The organism is Paraburkholderia sp. RL18-085-BIA-A (assembly GCF_046027075.1).
In the GTDB taxonomy this organism is placed as follows: Bacteria; Pseudomonadota; Gammaproteobacteria; order Burkholderiales; family Burkholderiaceae; genus Paraburkholderia.
In genome coordinates this window covers 82043-98978 of record NZ_JARESU010000021.1, presented here as the reverse complement: position 1 = coordinate 98978, position 16936 = coordinate 82043, and the positions used below count along the sequence as shown (strand labels likewise).

At 60.1% G+C, this 16936-nt stretch carries 11 protein-coding genes and 1 pseudogene; 5 read left to right on the top strand and 7 right to left on the bottom strand.

Annotated features, from left to right (window positions below):
* Nucleotides 1-49: 49 nt before the first annotated feature.
* Entirely contained in the window at nucleotides 50-1030 is a 981-nt protein-coding gene (locus P0D89_RS17015; RefSeq protein WP_408361252.1) for a zinc-dependent alcohol dehydrogenase family protein, read from the bottom strand.
* Nucleotides 1031-1115: 85 nt separating this feature from the next.
* On the opposite strand from P0D89_RS17015, the gene P0D89_RS17010 reads away from it, so the two are divergent.
* Entirely contained in the window at nucleotides 1116-1997 is an 882-nt protein-coding gene (locus tag P0D89_RS17010) for a LysR family transcriptional regulator (protein WP_408361173.1), read from the top strand.
* A gap of 386 nt (nucleotides 1998-2383) precedes the next feature.
* Here the strand turns inward: P0D89_RS17010 and P0D89_RS17005 are convergent, their stop codons facing one another.
* Genes P0D89_RS17005 through P0D89_RS16995 form a run of 3 tightly spaced genes read right to left on the bottom strand, consistent with a single transcriptional unit; the run spans nucleotide 2384 to nucleotide 8266 of the window.
* Complete coding sequence (locus tag P0D89_RS17005; protein WP_408361176.1) at nucleotides 2384-3835, bottom strand: short-chain fatty acid transporter; 1452 nt, start codon at nucleotides 3833-3835, stop codon at nucleotides 2384-2386.
* A 24-nt stretch (nucleotides 3836-3859) separates the two neighbouring features.
* The gene (gene lhpI, locus P0D89_RS17000; protein ID WP_408361178.1) at nucleotides 3860-4795 is read right to left on the bottom strand and encodes a bifunctional Delta(1)-pyrroline-2-carboxylate/Delta(1)-piperideine-2-carboxylate reductase; all 936 of its coding nucleotides are present in this window, start codon (nucleotides 4793-4795) and stop codon (nucleotides 3860-3862) included.
* A 24-nt stretch (nucleotides 4796-4819) separates the two neighbouring features.
* Complete coding sequence (locus tag P0D89_RS16995; RefSeq protein ID WP_408361254.1) at nucleotides 4820-8266, bottom strand: molybdopterin-dependent oxidoreductase; 3447 nt, start codon at nucleotides 8264-8266, stop codon at nucleotides 4820-4822.
* Nucleotides 8267-8430: 164 nt separating this feature from the next.
* Here P0D89_RS16995 and P0D89_RS16990 point away from each other — a divergent pair, with 164 nt between their 5' ends.
* A complete protein-coding gene (locus tag P0D89_RS16990; protein ID WP_408361256.1) occupies nucleotides 8431-9342 on the top strand; it encodes a LysR family transcriptional regulator in 912 nt (303 codons plus the stop codon).
* Between the two features lie 213 nt (nucleotides 9343-9555).
* Here the strand turns inward: P0D89_RS16990 and P0D89_RS16985 are convergent.
* Both P0D89_RS16985 and P0D89_RS16980 read right to left on the bottom strand, forming a co-directional pair.
* Nucleotides 9556-10162, bottom strand: a pseudogene (locus P0D89_RS16985) (IS6 family transposase); the annotation flags it as partial.
* Nucleotides 10153-10479, bottom strand: a complete 327-nt coding sequence (locus P0D89_RS16980) for a hypothetical protein (protein ID WP_408376924.1) — start codon at nucleotides 10477-10479, stop codon at nucleotides 10153-10155. The pseudogene P0D89_RS16985 and the gene P0D89_RS16980, both read right to left, overlap by 10 nt.
* A gap of 937 nt (nucleotides 10480-11416) precedes the next feature.
* Here P0D89_RS16980 and P0D89_RS16975 point away from each other — a divergent pair.
* Complete coding sequence (locus P0D89_RS16975; protein ID WP_408361182.1) at nucleotides 11417-11842, top strand: PIN domain-containing protein; 426 nt, start codon at nucleotides 11417-11419, stop codon at nucleotides 11840-11842.
* A 430-nt stretch (nucleotides 11843-12272) separates the two neighbouring features.
* On the opposite strand, the gene P0D89_RS16965 is transcribed toward P0D89_RS16975, so the two are convergent.
* Entirely contained in the window at nucleotides 12273-13604 is a 1332-nt protein-coding gene (locus P0D89_RS16965; RefSeq protein WP_408361186.1) for a chloride channel protein, read from the bottom strand.
* A 602-nt stretch (nucleotides 13605-14206) separates the two neighbouring features.
* Here P0D89_RS16965 and P0D89_RS16960 point away from each other — a divergent pair.
* Together P0D89_RS16960 and P0D89_RS16955 are read left to right on the top strand one after the other, a co-directional pair.
* Nucleotides 14207-15454 (top strand): MFS transporter, encoded by a 1248-nt coding sequence (locus P0D89_RS16960; RefSeq protein WP_408361188.1) that lies wholly within the window; start codon nucleotides 14207-14209, stop codon nucleotides 15452-15454.
* 357 nt (nucleotides 15455-15811) lie between these two features.
* Entirely contained in the window at nucleotides 15812-16714 is a 903-nt protein-coding gene (locus P0D89_RS16955) for a TetR/AcrR family transcriptional regulator (protein ID WP_408361190.1), read from the top strand.
* Nucleotides 16715-16936 lie beyond the last annotated feature (222 nt).

Genomic DNA, 16936 nt, shown 5'->3' with positions numbered 1-16936 from the left:
CGGGCGCCAGTCAGCGAGCGAATTTCCGCTATGGCGCCCGCTAGCTGGCTCAGGTCGCGATGTCGACCACCAGCTTGCCCCTTGCCGCGCCGGCCCTGATGGTTCGGTAGGCGTCGCACATGTTGTTGAGCGTGAAGCGCCGCTCGTCCAGAACGGGCAGCAGCCGCCCAGATTCGACCAATTGCCGCGCCTGATCGAGAATCTCGCGATGATGCCTGCGCCCCTCGCCGGACAGCAACGGCGGCAGGATGAACACGCCGGAGTAGGTCGCTTCCTTGAAGGACAGCGGGGCCAGCGCATACGTGCCCCAACCCAGACAACTGACCACGTGACCAAATCGTCGGACGGCCTGGAAAGATGCTTCGAGGGCGGCGCCGCCCGCGGTGTCATAGACGCGATCGAAGCCGCGCCCGCCCGTAAGGCGCTGCACGTAATCCGAAACAGGTTCCGTACGCTCAATAAACGTTGCGCCGAGGCGCTCGATGACAGCGCGGCTATGCGCCGATCCGGTCGCGAAAACCTCTGCGCCGAAGGCGCGCGCGAGCTGGACCGCGACATGGCCGACGCCGCCGGCACCCCCCTGGATCAGGACCGTGTCGCCCGCTCGAACGGCCATACGATCCACCAGGCCCTCCCACGCGGTGATGACTACAGACGGGAGCGCGGCCGCCTCCTGCATCGAAAGATTCGGCGGCTTCAGCGCCAGCAGATCCGCATCGACCGCAGCATATTCGGCGAGCGTGCCCTGCAATCCGCCGACGCCGCCAGCCGCGCCGTAGACCTCGTCGCCGGGGCGGAAATCGATCACTTCAGAACCCACTGCCTCGACGGTGCCACCAAGGTCGATGCCGAGAATGGCCGGCAGCGGATGGCGCGCATGCTCCGCCGCGCCGGAATGAATCTTTGTATCAAGTGGATTGATGCCACTCGCGGCGATGCGCACCAGTACCTCTCTGGGTCCGGGCACCGGCACCGGGATATTGCGTATGTGGAACGGCGCGCCGTGCGTCTCGAGAACGGCGGTTTTCATCATTCGGGTCATGAGACTCTCTCTGGGTAAGCGTTCGAGTATTGTTCCCCTTTCCTTTCTGTATTGACATAGATAAACTTGCACGATGTCCATGCAGTTTTGTATAAGTGTCGAAATGGAGTGGAGCGACCTCAGGATCTTTCTCGCAATCGCGCGCGCAGGCACGCTCGGCGCAGCTGCGCGAAGTCTTGGTCAGTCCCAGCCGACCATGGGAAGGCGGTTGAAGGCGTTGGAGACTGCGGTCGGCCATGCACTCTTCCAGCGGACCGCCGACGGCTTCGTGCTCACTGACGAGGGCAACGCCGTCCTCGAACACGCTGAACGGATGGAAGAAGAGGCGCTCGCCTTCCAGCGTAGGATCGCAGGCTCCGACGTGCAGCTCGAAGGCATGCTCCGGCTCTCCTCTTCCGACTGGTTCGGCACCTACATGCTGGCTCCTGTGCTGGCGGAGTTCAGCGAGCGTCATCCGAAGGTCTGCGTCGAGCTGCTGAGCGACGGCCGCCTTTACAGCCTGCCGCGACGCGAAGCCGACATTGCATTCCGGATCAAGGCGTTCGAAGAGCCCGAGGTCGTGTCCCGGCGGTTGCTGCATATCTCCTACGCCCTTTATGCACGATCCGGCGCAGCAATCGACTTGACCGGCGGGGGTGCCGGCTTGCGGGTGATAACGATGGACACGGCGTTCGCGGAGATGCCAGACGCGCTCTGGCTCAAGCGGGTCCTCCCCGGCGCGCAGATCGCAATGCGCAGCAACAGCCGCCTCGTGCAAGCGGAGTTCTGCCGACAGGGCAGCGGCCTAGCAGTATTGCCGAGGCCGCTCGGCGACCGCATACCGGGCATCGTGCCGCTCTATCTCGGTGAGGCGCCGCCCGGGCGCGAAACCTATGTTGGATATCATCGAGACTTGCGCCGGCTGTCGCGCTTGCGGACTCTCCTTGATCTCGTCATTGGGCGACTGAAAAACTGACGGGCCAGCGAGATACCATTCGGACGATCGAGGACGATGGTCAATGTCTCGCGCCGGCCGTTGATTGGGCAAACCAGGGAAGTCTAATCCGGCCTTCTCGTTCTACCGTCCCCTCTACCGCTAGCCGGCGATATTCAACGGCGCCTATCGTGACACCCGATGGCCCGGCTTCACTCCCGCTCAGGATATTCAGATGCACCAAAACTCAGAACCGATCGCGATTGACACGGAAAGTCAGATCAGTCCTCTAAGGTATTACGGCCGTTGCATCCATTCAAGCCATTGAGCGACATCGCCAGATCGACAACCGGCTGGTTGTCTCGGTCCGGACGACCACGGCCACACGAAACGGACAACCTGCGACATCGGGTCTCGCCACGAACAGATTAGGGCATGACGGGGGGATGGAAGGTCAGCGTCCCAGCAAGCACCCACAGCATGAAGATCACGAGCGGAAGATGCACGACGAACTGCGTAAACGTAAAGCCCACCACGTCACGAGCCCGCAATCCCAGCACGCCGAGCAACGGCAGCATCCAGAAAGGGTTGATCAGATTCGGCAGCGCCTCCGCCGCGTTGTAGACGGTTACCGCCCAGCCCAGATGAACCTGCAGTTCCTTGGCCGCCGCGATCACATACGGTGCTTCAATGATCCATTTCCCACCACCCGACGGCACAAAGAATCCAAGGACGGCAGAGTAGATGCCCATCAGCGCCGGAAACGACGCATGCGACGACACTGCGACGAAGAAATGCGAAAGATGATCGGCCAACGGTAGTCCCGACGGCGCTGAGGCTTTCGTCAACATGTACGCAATACCCCCATAGAGAGGAAACTGGATCAACACGCCAGCCACGGACGGCACCGATTTCGCAACGGCGTTCAGGAAGCGGCGGGGGCGCCAGTTCAACAGCATTCCGGCCAACAGGAACACGAAGTTGTAAGTATTGAGATTCGAGATGGCCAGCACCGGATTTTTCGTGGTGAATTCGTGCCAGGCCCAAACCGCGCCGAGTGCGACGATCAGGATTGTGATTAGCGGACTGTACTCGAGCCAGTCGCCGGGGCGCGAAGGCGCTGCTACTTCGAGTTCCGCCTCGTTGAGCGAGACGCCCAGATACTCCGCGGTTTTGGCGCCTTTCGCACCGGGTGCAGAGAGATACGCGATCAAAAGCGATACGACGGTCAGAGCGGCGACTATCAGTAACGACTGTGGAAGAAAAATCGTCTCGGAGAACGGAATGACCCCGGTAATCGCCAGCAACGTTTTCGGCAAACTGTCCGGATTCGCCTGCAATTGCGATGCCGACGAACTCAATCCCAGCGCCCAGGTCGCGCCCATGCCGAGATAGGCGGCGGCACCCGCCGCACGGTAGTCCATGCTGAACTCGATGCGACGCGCAAGTGCACGAACCAAAAGGCCGCTGAAGATCAGGCTGATCGCCCAGTTGAAAAGAGACGCCGAAATACTGACCAGCGCGACGAATGCCACGGCTGACTTGCCGTTCGACGGCAAGCGGGCAAGCCATGCAATCAATTTCGCGGCGGGCGGAGAGACCGCGACAACGTAGCCCGAGATGGCCACGATCGCCATCTGCATCGTAAAGGGAATCAGGCTCCAGAATCCATCTCCGAAGGCAATGCCCACACGTTGTGCCGGCGCGCCCGTCGCGAGCGCGCCGACAGCGACGACGACAACTGCGATCGCCGCGAATATGTATGCGTCAGGAAACCACTTTTCCGACCAACGGGTCACTGCTGCGGCCATACGCTCGAGCCCGACTGAAACGTCGGTTGTCGAGGCTGCCAGGTCTTGCTGACGGTTCAATTCATTCATCATGGTCTCCGACGCTTCGAGTGATCAAACGTGCTTTTCATAAACCTGCGCTGCCGCAGCCAGGTCTTCTAGTGCGGTTCCGACCGCCTTGAATACCGTGCGCCCGCTGCCGTCGAGTCGGCCGCGAACGTCGCCCCGGCACAGGGCGGCGAGCGTACCGTTCAGGTCCGCCGGCGAGATCACGTTGCGCGACAACGGCCCAATCAGGTCGCCGGATTTCTGCGGTGCCTCGTCGGTATCGACAAACACGCGTGCGTGGCGGAAGCAATCGTCGTCGGCCTCGCGCATCTGCGGCGTGAAGCTTCCGATCAGATCGAGGTGCGTTCCCGGGTTCAGCCACGCGCCGCGTACGATCGACTCGGTAGCGAGCGTCGCGCAGGTCACGACATCCGCGCGCGCCACGCTGTCCGGCAGACTGGCGACAACTGCCGCATCGAAACCTTCGCCTTGCAGTTGCTGCACGAGTCGCGCGGCCGACTCCGGATTGATGTCCCAGACCTCGACATGCGTGATCGGCAACTGGCTTCGATACGCTGCCGGCACCAGGCTTCCCACGCGTCCGGCGCCCAATAGCACCACGCGCGAGGAGTCGTCGCGCGCCAGAAAGGTTGCAGCGAGTGCCGATGCGGCGGCGGTCCGGCGTGAGGTGATTTCATTGCCGTCCATTTGCGCGAGTGGCTCACCCGTGCTGGCGTCGTACAGCACGTAAGTAGAGTGCAAGCCGGGCATTCTTCGGGTCTGGTTACCCGGGAAAATGTTCACGGTCTTGATGCCGAGATATCGGTCTGCCTCCCACGCCGGCATAATCAACACGGTGCCGGTGTTGCCGTCGCTGCCATTGATTGTGTGCGAGTGTCGGGGTGGAACCTCACACCCCTTGATGAACGCTTTCTTCAGTGACGGAATCAACGTAGCGAAGTCCAGCGCTTCGCGTGTCGCTGCCGTGTCGAAAAATTTCATGCTCAATTGCTCCCCGTGAGTCGTTCACGCTTCGATGGAAATATCAGTGGCCGGAATCGCCTGACAGGCGAGGCACATATCGGGTTCCTCCGGGCCATGCCCTGTCATATGCGACACCTTGCCTGCCAGGACCTTGACGGCACAGCTCTCGCACTGCCCGACCCGGCAACCGCTCGGCATGCTGATGCCGATGCTCTCGCCGAAACTGAGCAGGCTTCCCCGTTCGGGTGTCCATTCAGCCTTGATCTGGGAACGCCGGAATTCGACGGCAAAGCGCTGTGATGGATCGAGGACCGGCTTCGACGGAGACCGAAAGGCCTCGCTGAAGATATCGAACGACGGTACGCCACGCTCGACGAGCGCCGCCGTGATTGCGTTCATCATGGGCTCCGGGCCGCACAAATAGAACCTTGCGCGGCGCAGTATCAATGCGTCGTCGACGACGTCCGCAGTGAGGTAGCCCTGCATCTCGAAGTCTCGTCCGAGTACTTCGTCGCGTGGCCGGTTATAGCAATTCACGACCTTGAGCGTCGGCAACGTATGCTGCAATTGCGCAATCCGGTTCCGGAACGCATGAGTCGAGCTGTTCAGATTCGCGTAGAACAGCCATGATTCGGGCGCCTGCGTGCCCAGATGTCCGATTGTTTCCAGCCACGAAATGAAGGGGGTTATTCCAATGCCGCCTGCGAATATGACGACCGGTCGCTTCGAAGTCGGCGGTACAATGAACGTGCCGCTGGGGGCCTGAAGCAAGACTCTGTGCCCAACGGCCAACTCGCGATGAATATACGAGGACATGGCGCCCTCGAACGGCTCACCATCCGCACTTCGGCCTCGCTGATGGCGCACCGAGATCGAGAATGTCCGGCGATCGGGTTCAATCGCATCGCCAGTGAGCGAATAGGCACGAGACGTTCCTCCTTCGCCCAATTCCGGAATATGAATCGTCACATGCTGTCCGGGCAGATAGTCGGGAAGCGGTCCACCATCGGCCGCGCCGAACGTAACCGTCCGAACGCCTTCGGCTTCCCCATATACAGCCGACACGACAAAGTCCCGGAAACCTTGCCATGCCCGTCGCGCGGGGTCGACCGACGGGTCGAGCGTGACGTCGCACGGCACGGCACGAAGCGGCGACGATCCGCTCAGGGGATCGACGACGGCACCGGACACGATGCTGTTGTAGTTGCTGTTTGCGCTTCCCAGGGCCACAGACGATTCCATGCCGATCTCATCGCACGCCTGCCACCACCCATACTCGGCGACTACGACATCCGGCGCGAGTTCGGGGACCACTCGCGCACGAAATCGTGCGCTGCCATTTGTACTGGCGACGCGTATCCAGTCGCCGTCGACAATGCCCTTGATGGCCGCCAGATCGGCGCTCAGTTCCGCGACGGGATAAGGGGCACGGCGACGAAGGCTTGGCAGGCCGCGATGCTGGCTGTGGCAGTAGTAGCCGTTCTTGATGGAAGTGAGCGTATACGGAAAGCGCCGACGGTCAGCTGCGCGTGCTCCGTCTCTGCGGCTCGGCGGTACATACTGAGGTACGGCCGGATAGCCGTACCGATGCAGCTTCTCCGAATAGAGCTCGACGCGCCGCGTTTCAGTCGCAAAGCCTCGCGGGCCATTCGGCGTCGCGCAAGCGTATTGTTTTTCCCTCTGCTTGAGCGGCCGATAAATACCCTCGGGATGTGAACGCAGCGTCGCGGCGTCGAGGCCCAACGGTTCGAGAACATGGTTCCATCCTTTTTCGACGTCGCCACCGAAGAATTGATCCCCCATCCCGAGCCTGACCGCCAGATCCAGCACGATGTTGTAGTCTGCGCGGCTCTCGCCACGAGGCGTCACCATCCGCTGCCGCAACTGGACCAATTCGACAGCCCGCTTATTGATCTCGAAGCCGAGACGCAGCCCTTCCCGTTCCCAAGGCGTATTGACCGGAAGGAGAATGTCCGCATACCGTGCCGATGGCGTTTCGAACAGGTCGCAATGAACATGGAAATCCAGCGCGCACAGAGCGTCGTGCGCCATTGCGCTGTCGGCTTGTGACATCACCATGTTGGTTCCGAACGCGACAAGCGCACGCACCCGATAAGGCTCAGCCTCGAGGACGGCCCGATATACATCGCGCGCGGTCACCCATCCCTGGGACGGCGGACCGAGCGGTCGCTCGTCAAGCCCGAGTGCCTTTGCTCGCTGCTGCGGACTCAGCATGGCGTAGTTGCTGAGGGGATTTGCCGGCTGCTTCAACCACTCGCGGTTTGAGCCGCGCGTATCGAAGGCGCCTGTCAGTGCATACAGCGTGGCGATCGCCCGCTCTGTTTGCGTCGCGTTCGTGTGTTGTCCCACGCCAGACCACGCGTGATAGGCAATGCGCTGGTGTGGTGCGAGCATCGCAGCCGCAATTTCGATTGCGGAAGCGTCAACACCGGTGATTTTGCTCACATGTTCGGGCGTGTATTCAGACAGAGCGTCGCGGTACAGCTCGAAAGCGGGCGTACACGTGACCTCTATCACCCGACCCGTCAGGTCGAATATGGAAATCTGATGCGAGCCTGACATCGAAAGATCGGATGGCAACGTGCGCGCCTCTTCTCCGACGAGTTCGAGTCGATTGAGTGCGCCATTCCAGACCGCATATCGATTGCTCGACGACTCCGGGTCGAGGTCGCGTTCACGCAAAAAGTGTCCGCTATCACGACGAACCAGGAACGCGGCATTCGTCCACTCATGGACAAATGCGTCGTCAATGTTTCCCGTCGCGATCATCTGCCGGGCGATTCCCATTGCAAGCGCGCCGTCTGTCCCTGGCTGCACGCGCAGCCATAGGTCCGCATCGCGCGCAAGCGCCGTGGGTCTCGGGTCCACGACGATCAGTTTTGCGCCATTGCCCCGACCCGCTGCAATACTGTCCGCCTGGGCCAGCCACGTGTTGGCGGGATTCGTACCCCAAAGCACAATGACATCGGAATTCCGGTAATCGGCCGTTGGCATGCCGCAACCGAACGTGAACACATGCGCGAAATCCTTGTGCCAGTTGCAGATCTCAGTCGCGTAGCAAATGTTTGGACTTCCAAAAGACCAGACGAATCGCTCCACCCAGTCGATACTGTCGCTCATTGACGTACCGCTCGGGGTGGTCACGCCAAACACCACAGATTCGGCGCCGCTTTCCCGTTTGATGTGCGCGAGCATGGTCGCGATCTCGTCAAGCGCATCGTCCCAGCTGATCCGTTTCCAGTGCGGATCGACCGCCCCTTTCGGGGCAGTGCGGCGCATCGGATACAGCACCCGGTCAGGGCTGTGCACGAGTTCCGGCGCGGCCTTGCCCTTCATGCACATCGCGGTGCCGGTCGGGTGCGCATTATCGGGACGCACCTTCAGCAACACGTCGCCGCGGACCGTGTTGATCGTGCCGCATCTCGACCGGCATAGCGTGCAGTACCCCTTCCTCTCCTGCGTCTCCATCATGATTCCACTGCCTCCTTTCATGACGGGATGCTATGAAGCCGAAATTGCCTTGCCTAATTCATATTTCATGCCTCGCGATATATAATTTTTCAATACCTCAGATCGGTCGTCCGTTTGCCCGTCGGCATGCACGGAGTCGCGACCCAGCGGAGTACGTCAACGTGGCCACACACATCACGCTTCGCCAGATCGAATACTTCATCTCTGTGGCTGATACGGGGCAGATCTCCAGATCTGCCAATCTCTGCGCTGTTTCACAGTCGTCGATGACGATCGCGCTGAAGAATCTCGAAGACACAGTGGGGGTGCCGCTACTGCAGCGCCACGCGAGGGGCGTCCGACTGACCCGAGCCGGCGAGCGGTTTCTTCGGCATGTGCAGAACGCGAGCTTGTCGGTAGATCGCGCCGTGGTCGCGGCTCAGGAGGAACCTGAACAGATTTCGGGCCACGTTCGGGTCGGCGTCACGGAAACCGTGTCGGCTCACCTGATGCCGTCAATTCTTGCTACCGTCTCGCAGCGCTTCGAACACCTGACTGTCGAGGTCATCGAAGACGCACGCGAGGATATCGAGCAACGTCTCGTCGACAATCAGCTTGATATCGGTCTGATGCTTGTGTCCAATACGGCCGACGTGGACGAGCTGAAATATGAAACGATTCTGCGCTCCATGCGCCGGCTTTGGACTCATCCGGATCACCCGTTGCAAGATGCACAACAGGTCACGCTACAGGACATCGTGGAGGAGGACTACCTTTTACTCGACATGGACGAGCATGTTCGCACTGTTCGCAAGTATTGGGGAAAGTATGGCCTCGAACCGCAAGTGCGTATCCAGAGCAAGTCGATCGAAGCCGTGCGAAGCATGGTGGCGCTTGGGTTGGGTGTCACGATTCTTTCGGACCTCGTCTATCGCCCGTGGTCGCTCGAAGGGAACCGGATTATGAGGCGTGATCTGAGCATTCCGATCCCGACCATGGACGTCGGCGCCGTCTGGCATCGAAAGGAAATCCTGCCGACGCCCGCGAGAGTGCTGTTAGACCTCTTCCGGTCCTGGAAGAAGACGATCCAATAGTCGAACTTTGCTGATAGGCACAGCGGACGTTTGTGATCACCTTCGGAGCCGCAGCTGCTGAACGATCACTCCGGCGGATCATGCTGGGGGGGCATCATCGCTATGCGAGCGACCGGTAACTTACGGATACTGTTGAAATCTATGGCCACCACCATTTTTGGGCTGTGGTGCAAATTATGGGCGCGAGCAAAAAACGGCGCATTCACCATTACATCATCGTGCTGAAAGGACTGCCTTCCAAACAACAGACGCAGTGGTATCTTTGAGGCGCAACCGTGCGAGGTTGAACTGACCTTTGCGAATGCGATGCCTCAACTCGACGCCCGATATCGTAATGGCCGCATCCCTGAAGCGTTTGAAGCCGAGCATTGCGTTGACCCTGGACTTGATGTTGCGATGATCCTGCTCGATCAAATTGTTCAAATACTTCGACGGTCGCAATGTCGTGGCCGCAGGCAGATACTGGTCCGCCTTCATTTCGCGCACCGCGCGGTGAGACGCAGCATAACCGTCCAGCGTGATTGTCTTCGGAGCGAACCCTTGACTCCTGGTCGCTTTCGCGAAGAAAGCATTGGCCGCAGCGACATTGCGCCTGGCACTGAGCCGGAAGTCGACCGTCTTTCCTGCTCGATCAACGACACGGTAAAGGTAGACCCATTTGCCGCGGATCTTCACATACGTCTCGTCGACTCGCCAGGAACGACCAGCGGACCTCGCAAACCGATCCCACCGCTTAACGAACTCCGGCGTGAAGCGTCTGAGCCAGACGCATGATTGTCGTATGCGCCAGCGACAGACCGCGCTCGGCCATCATATCGAGTGATCAAAAAAATACTCACCGCCAGCATTGTGTTCAGTGCGATGATCGCAGGCTCCGCGAGCGCCGAGGATGCGCTGGTCGTCAGCACCTGGGGCGGCAACTTTCGCGACATGATCGACCAGATTGTCGGGCAGGAATTCACGAAAGAGACGGGCGTCCCGGTGAAATACGTCACGGGCGGCACCATCGACCGACTGAACATACAAAGCGCCATACGGTATGGGGTCTTTTGATCTGCGCGGTGAGATGGGCGCATTCCGAACATCAAGAAAAAGACCTTCGGTATTTGCACTTGCTGCCGCTTCAAGCGAATGCACCTGTCGCGCTCCTCTACAACCGCTCTAGCCGAATTGGCGGACACGCCAAACGCGTTAGCAAAATCAACGGACATCCGAGCGTGCGTGCGTTGCTGAAACACAACGCCTAGAAAGGCGTGCTAAACCGCTGCTATGCCTTATTTCGCGGGGCCGAAATACAGTCTTACATTAGCGTAATCTACGGACACGATTAGCAGTTTTTAAGGACTTCAACAGCAGTTTCTCGATGGGCTGTGATTATGCACGTCCAAAAGAGCCCGTGCGGTCCGCGAAGGCTGTGAGGCTCGTGCATCCGGATGGGTCGCGCGGCGTGGTTTGCACTGCAGTTCACATTGGCACTTACGCCGCGCAATCCAATCCGCTCAATGACAAACCATGCATAATCCCGGGGCGGGCATAATTAAGGACTTCAACAGCTGATGCTCCAAGAGCGGATTTTTGTGTGCTACAGACCTGCTACAGCAATGGTAACAATCCATATCTGACATGCCTTGCGCCGGTCATTCCGCCCCATGAACTATCGCCGCCCGAGAGACCCCGCAAGGTGACTTTGATCGGCTCAGCTCGACCCTTCTGAGACGTTCGCTGCGTTGCCCGGCGAATGGCAGATTCCGGGTAGAACAGCCGTTCGCGGCTGACCCCGCCCGTTGCTGGTTGTTCCTCAGACATCACTACGGGCAACAGCACTTCTGGGTTTGGGACCGTGTAGCGTGGGTGATTCGGCGATGTACACCTTCGGAACGATGGCACGAAGCAGGCGTCACGACGTACGACAGCCGCTATCCGTAACTGGTAAGCTGCGAACGACCCGCTGGTCTCCGTTCGACATCGAAGCACGGATCGTTGCAAATCCCCATTGCAACCGCAACGCATCCACAAAAACCGAACGCCTATTAGACGGCCAACGCCGCAGTAGACTTGAGGGTTCTTAAAAGCGATGTCAATTCCGACCGTTGTATTCCTCGATACTAGCGTCCTCGCCGGACAGCAATTCAACTTCGCATCGACGGCCTTTATGACCTTCGTTCCTGCGGCGAAGAAGGCCGGTCTGAAGCTGGTGCTTCCGGATCCGACGGAGCGCGAGGTTAAGCGTCAGATTAAGGAGCGTTCGCAAGAAGCGCTGGATGCACTCGAGCTTGCTCGAAAGCGTGCGCCCTTTCTTGAGAAGTGGACCAGTTTTCCTAAGAAGTCTTTTCCAAGTGTGGATACTTGGGAAGTCACGCGGGTAGCGACTAACGAGTGGAACGCGTTTCTGTCTCAGTTCAGCGTCGTCCGGCTCGGATATGAACTCCTGGATGTCAAAGCGGTAATGAATTGGTACGACCACATCTTGCCCCCCCTTTCGCGAGGGAAAGAAGCGTAAAGAGTTTCCTGACGCGTTCGCAATTTCTATGGTTGACGCATATGCCGACAAAAACCGCTGTTTCGTGGCCGTTGTATCGGACGACCAAGATTTTAAGCTGGCGTGCGAGCGATTCCCGAATCTGCTCTATTTCAAAAGTCTCCCGCGGTTGACCGAACGTCTACTTTCAGCCGAAGACGACGTCGAAAAGCTTCACACCGTAATTGATGCAGATATCCCTCTTCAAGTGAAATGAAACACCCCGTTGAGCCTTAGAGCTTCGCGGGGTTTTTTGTTTTTAGCGGCGCTTTTTTGACGGCGAGTTTTTTGATCGCGAGCCACGAGTTGTTTTGCTGCGGAGCCCAGCCGTTGCCGGCTGCATTGTTCAACTCCTCCTTCGTCATGCGGCGACATCGCATCGCGCCAATATCGCCGCCGCAAGCCACCCGCCCTATCGCCCTCTGCCCGCTCCGCTCAAGTTGAAACCAAATCCGGGCTGCAACGCGGGCACCCACTTCGCGCAAGCCTGAAACGCCAACAGCGCGCCGCCCACGGCGAACAGAACGGGAATCAGAAAGTCCTGGCTCACGCGCGTAAATTCAAACATCAGCACCACGGCTGTAATCGGCATCTGCATCGAAGCAGCGAGAAACGCCGTCGCGCCGACCACCGCGAATGCCCCCAATGAAGCCCCCGGCCAGAACGCACTCCACATTCCGCCGAGCACGATCGCGAGCAGCGCGCCGTTCGCGAGGCCCGGCGTCAACAGCCCGCCCTCCGCGCCCGCGCGCAAACTGCTCGCGGTGATCACGACCTTCAGCACCAATAGCATCGCGGCGAGGCTGATCGTCAGGTCGCCATCGAATGCGAGGCTTGCCGGGCCTTTGCCGTTGCCCAGCAACTGCGGAAAGTGCATCGCCAGCACGCCGATGATCGCGAAGTTCAACAGCGACAACACCGGCAAACGCCAATCCTTCGGCGCCACGGCGCGCGAGCGCTTCATCAGCTCCGTGAAGCCCCACGCGGCCGCGCCGAAAATCGGCCCGCTTACGACGGACCACGCGACCAGCGACGCGCTCACCGTCATCGACGGCACGAGGTATTGATGCTCGTCGCCCAGTCCCACTTGCGCGACCAGCGCCGCGATCGACGAAGTCACGATGGCCGGCACCAACGCCGGCCAGCCGAAGGTGCCCAGCAGGACTTCGAGCACAAACACCGCGCCGCCGAGCGGCACGTTGTAGACCGCGGCCAGCCCGGCGCCCGCGCCACACGCAACCATGATTCGGCTCTGCGCGACCGACAGCCCCGCGCGACGCGACAGCCATCCGGCCAGCGCCGAGCCGATTTCGCGCGGCGCCACTTCGCGGCCGAGCGGCGAACCCAGCGCGACCGTGACGATCTGCAGCAACGCGTGGACTGTCGTACTCGCCAAAGGCATCTGCGGATCGTCGGACTTGACGGCCTGGCGGATGCTCACGAGCGGCCGCCCGAAGCGATACAGCGCCCACCAGCCGAGGCCCGCGACGAGTCCGCAGATCGTCAGGACCAGCACGCGTCGCTCGGGTGCCGCAGCGCTCACGCCTTGCAGAAAACTCTCCGCGCTGATCACGTGCGCGACGCTATATCCGTATGCGGCGTGCTGGATCGCGTGCAGCAACAACGCGAGCAGCATGCCGCCGAGACCCGCGCCGATGCCGGTGAGCAAGGTGACAGAGGCGACTGCCGCGAACGAACTGTGTTCACGGCGCACCGGCATGGAAGTACTTGATTTGACTGACATGATGCGTCGACGGAGGCGAGATGGAAGGAACGGTCGCCATTTTATTCCGCAACGCAACATGAATCAAATTGATTTTTAAGATCTACTGATGCGTCAGTTGCATATATAGATTTGGCGGAACGCTTTCCCGTGGAATGTGCCGCGATGAGCACTCGGCGCAGCGATGAGCAGGCAAAGATGCAGGATCGCCATCGACTAGTCTCCGTATATGCGCGCCGCGGACGCCACTCGGGCCGCAGTTATACGCGCCGCCGGCGCGCCCGATAACCTTATTCCGATGAGCGCCACCTATACCCACACGCCTGAAATATGGTTCACTCCATTTTCGACCCACTGTCTTTCCAATTCCATTAAACATTACATAAAACCAACGTAAATCCAAACATTATCAATACAACAATTACATTTATCCGACATTAAGCATGCTTTGTGAGTTCAGCACGAAAATTGCTCCAGGGATTAATACGGATAAACGCGCGTTCATTCATGCAAGCGCTTAACAGTCGGCGTACACTCGCCGGAAGCCTTTACCAGAGGGCGCACGGGGCTGCGAAGCCGCCCGTCGTCAAACACGGGTTACTGGAGATACAGGAGAACAATCAATGAGCTGGACACGGGAACAGAGAAACGTCACGATCGCCGCCTATCTAGGGTGGACACTCGACGCATTCGATTTCTTTCTAATGGTGTTCGTATTGAAAGATATCGCCGCGGAATTCAATACAACCATTCCGTCGGTCGCGGTCGCGATTATGTTGACCTTGATGATGCGTCCGGTCGGCGCATTGATTTTCGGCTGGCTCGCCGACAAGTATGGCCGCCGTCCTACGCTGATGCTCAACATCGCGTGCTTCTCGCTGCTGGAACTGCTGTCCGGTTTGTCGCCGAACCTGATGACGCTGCTGGTGCTGCGCGCGCTGTTCGGCATCGCCATGGGCGGCGAATGGGGCGTCGGCGGCGCACTGACCATGGAAACCGTGCCGCCCAAGTCGCGCGGCATCGTCTCCGGCCTGCTGCAGGCGGGTTATCCGAGCGGCTATCTGCTCGCGTCGATCGTATTCGGGGTGTTCTACCAATACATCGGCTGGCGGGGCATGTTCTTCGTCGGCGTGCTGCCCGCGCTGCTCGTGCTGTATGTGCGCGCGCACGTGCCGGAATCGCCGGCCTTCAAGACGCTCGAAAAGAAAGCGCGGCCTGGCCTCATCGCCACGTTGAAGCAGAACGTCGGCTTGTCGCTTTACGCGATCGTGCTGATGACCGCGTTCAACTTCTTCTCGCACGGCTCGCAGGACCTGTATCCGACCTTCCTGCGCGTGCAGCATCAGTTCGACGCGCACACGGTATCGTGGATCACGATCGTGTTGAACATTGGCGCGATTTGCGGCGGGCTGTTCTTCGGCTGGTTCTCCGAGAAGATCGGCCGCAAGCGCGCAATCTTCATCGCCGCGCTGATCGCGTTGCCGGTGCTGCCGCTGTGGGCGTTCTCGAGCACGCCGGTATTGCTCGCGCTCGGCGCGTTCCTGATGCAGATCTCCGTGCAAGGCGCGTGGGGCGTGATTCCGGTACACCTCAACGAAATCTCGCCTGATGAAATTCGTGCGACCTTTCCCGGCCTCGTGTACCAGCTCGGCAATCTGATCGCGTCGGTCAACGGCCCATTGCAGGCGGGCGCGGCCGAAGCGCACGGCAACAACTATGCGCTCGTGATGGCGGTGGTGATCGGCATCGTCGCGGTGGTGATTGCCGCGCTGATTCCGTACAGCCGCGAGCGGCGCGGCATCGACATGACACAGTCGGCCAAGGAAGTCGTTACGCATGCAACGGGAAGCCCCGTTGGAGGACAGGTTTAAGCATTCGAACCGAACAGCTGTTTCGTCGGCGCGTTCTCACGCACCATAGCCGCAAAGGCGGTTCGAACCGCCGCGACGCGAATGGCGCGTCACGCATTACGAGCAAGGCCAAACCCATTAGCGAGCAATGCGAGGCCGTTCCGATTTCGATCGGAACGGCCTTTTTATTTCCGCGTAATTCCGACGCGTCGCGGCCAGCGGAATGACGACCCTCGTGAGGTCTTCTAGAGGTGTTAATCGACTACGACCCCTTGATCGCATCGACCGTCCTTCCGTATCCTGAAAAAAACGGCTGTTTCAAATCTCGATTTGAAGCGATTGTTTGCGGCCGCACGCCCGGCAACTGGGAGACGCTATATGGCAGTTCGCACCACAGGCCGGCACGCCGGCGATACGAAATCCCGCATTCTCGACGCCGCCGAAACGATGTTCATCGAATGCGGCTATGAGGCGATGTCGCTGCGGCAGATTACCTCGCGCGCCGAGGTCAATCTGGCCGCGGTCAACTATCACTTCGGCAGCAAGGAATCGCTGATGCATTCGATGCTGTCGCGCCGGCTCGACCGCCTCAACCAGGAACGGCTCAAGCTGCTCGACCGCTTCGACGCCATGCTGGGCGCGCGTCTGACCTGCGAGCACGTGCTCGGCGCGATGTTCATTCCGGCGCTGCGTCTGTCGCGCGATCCGCAGGTTGGCGGCAAGACGTTTCTGCGTTTGCTGGGCCGCGCTTATACCGATCCGTCGTCGTTCATCCGCGACTTTCTGAACTGGCATTACGAGACCGTGGCGGTGCGCTTTTTCGATGCGTTCCAGCGCGCGCTGCCGCATCTGCCGCGCGAAGAACTGGGCTGGCGTCTGCACTTCGCGATCGGCGCGCTGGCGGGCGTGCTCGCCGGCACCGATACCGACAGCCTGATTTCCGAGTTCTCGCAGGGCAAGTCGATGAACGATCTGCAACTGATCGCACGGCTTGCATCGCTGATGGTGGCCGCGCTCAAGGCGCCGTTGCCCGACAGCTCGCAACTGGCCGCGTTCGCCGCGGTGCTGGGCGACGCGACCGAACACGCGGCGGAAAGCGGCGCGGACAAAGCGGGCGAATGCGGCCTCGACAGCGCGAACGGGGCCGCGGCCGCGCCGCAAGCGCAAACGCACGGGCGAAGCGCGACGGGAGCGTCGGTGGACGGCGCATCGGACGGCGAACGTCAGGGCGGCGGCATCGAAGCTGCTTCGTTTCAGCACGCGATGCACCGCACCGCGTAGCGGCAAAAAAGTGTAGCAGCCGATGCGGACGGCTCCGTCATAGGTTGCCCGCGCGAAACCCGGCGGCGAGCCGCAGCGTGCGGCGCGATAAACCCCGCTGCCATGTTGCGCGAAAAGCCGCGCAACATGACAAGCGTGCCGAAGCTTCAAAGGCGCCAAAGCAGCCATACATACCCGGCACTCGACGCATAGAACACGCAACCAGAACCGCAACGCAACGAG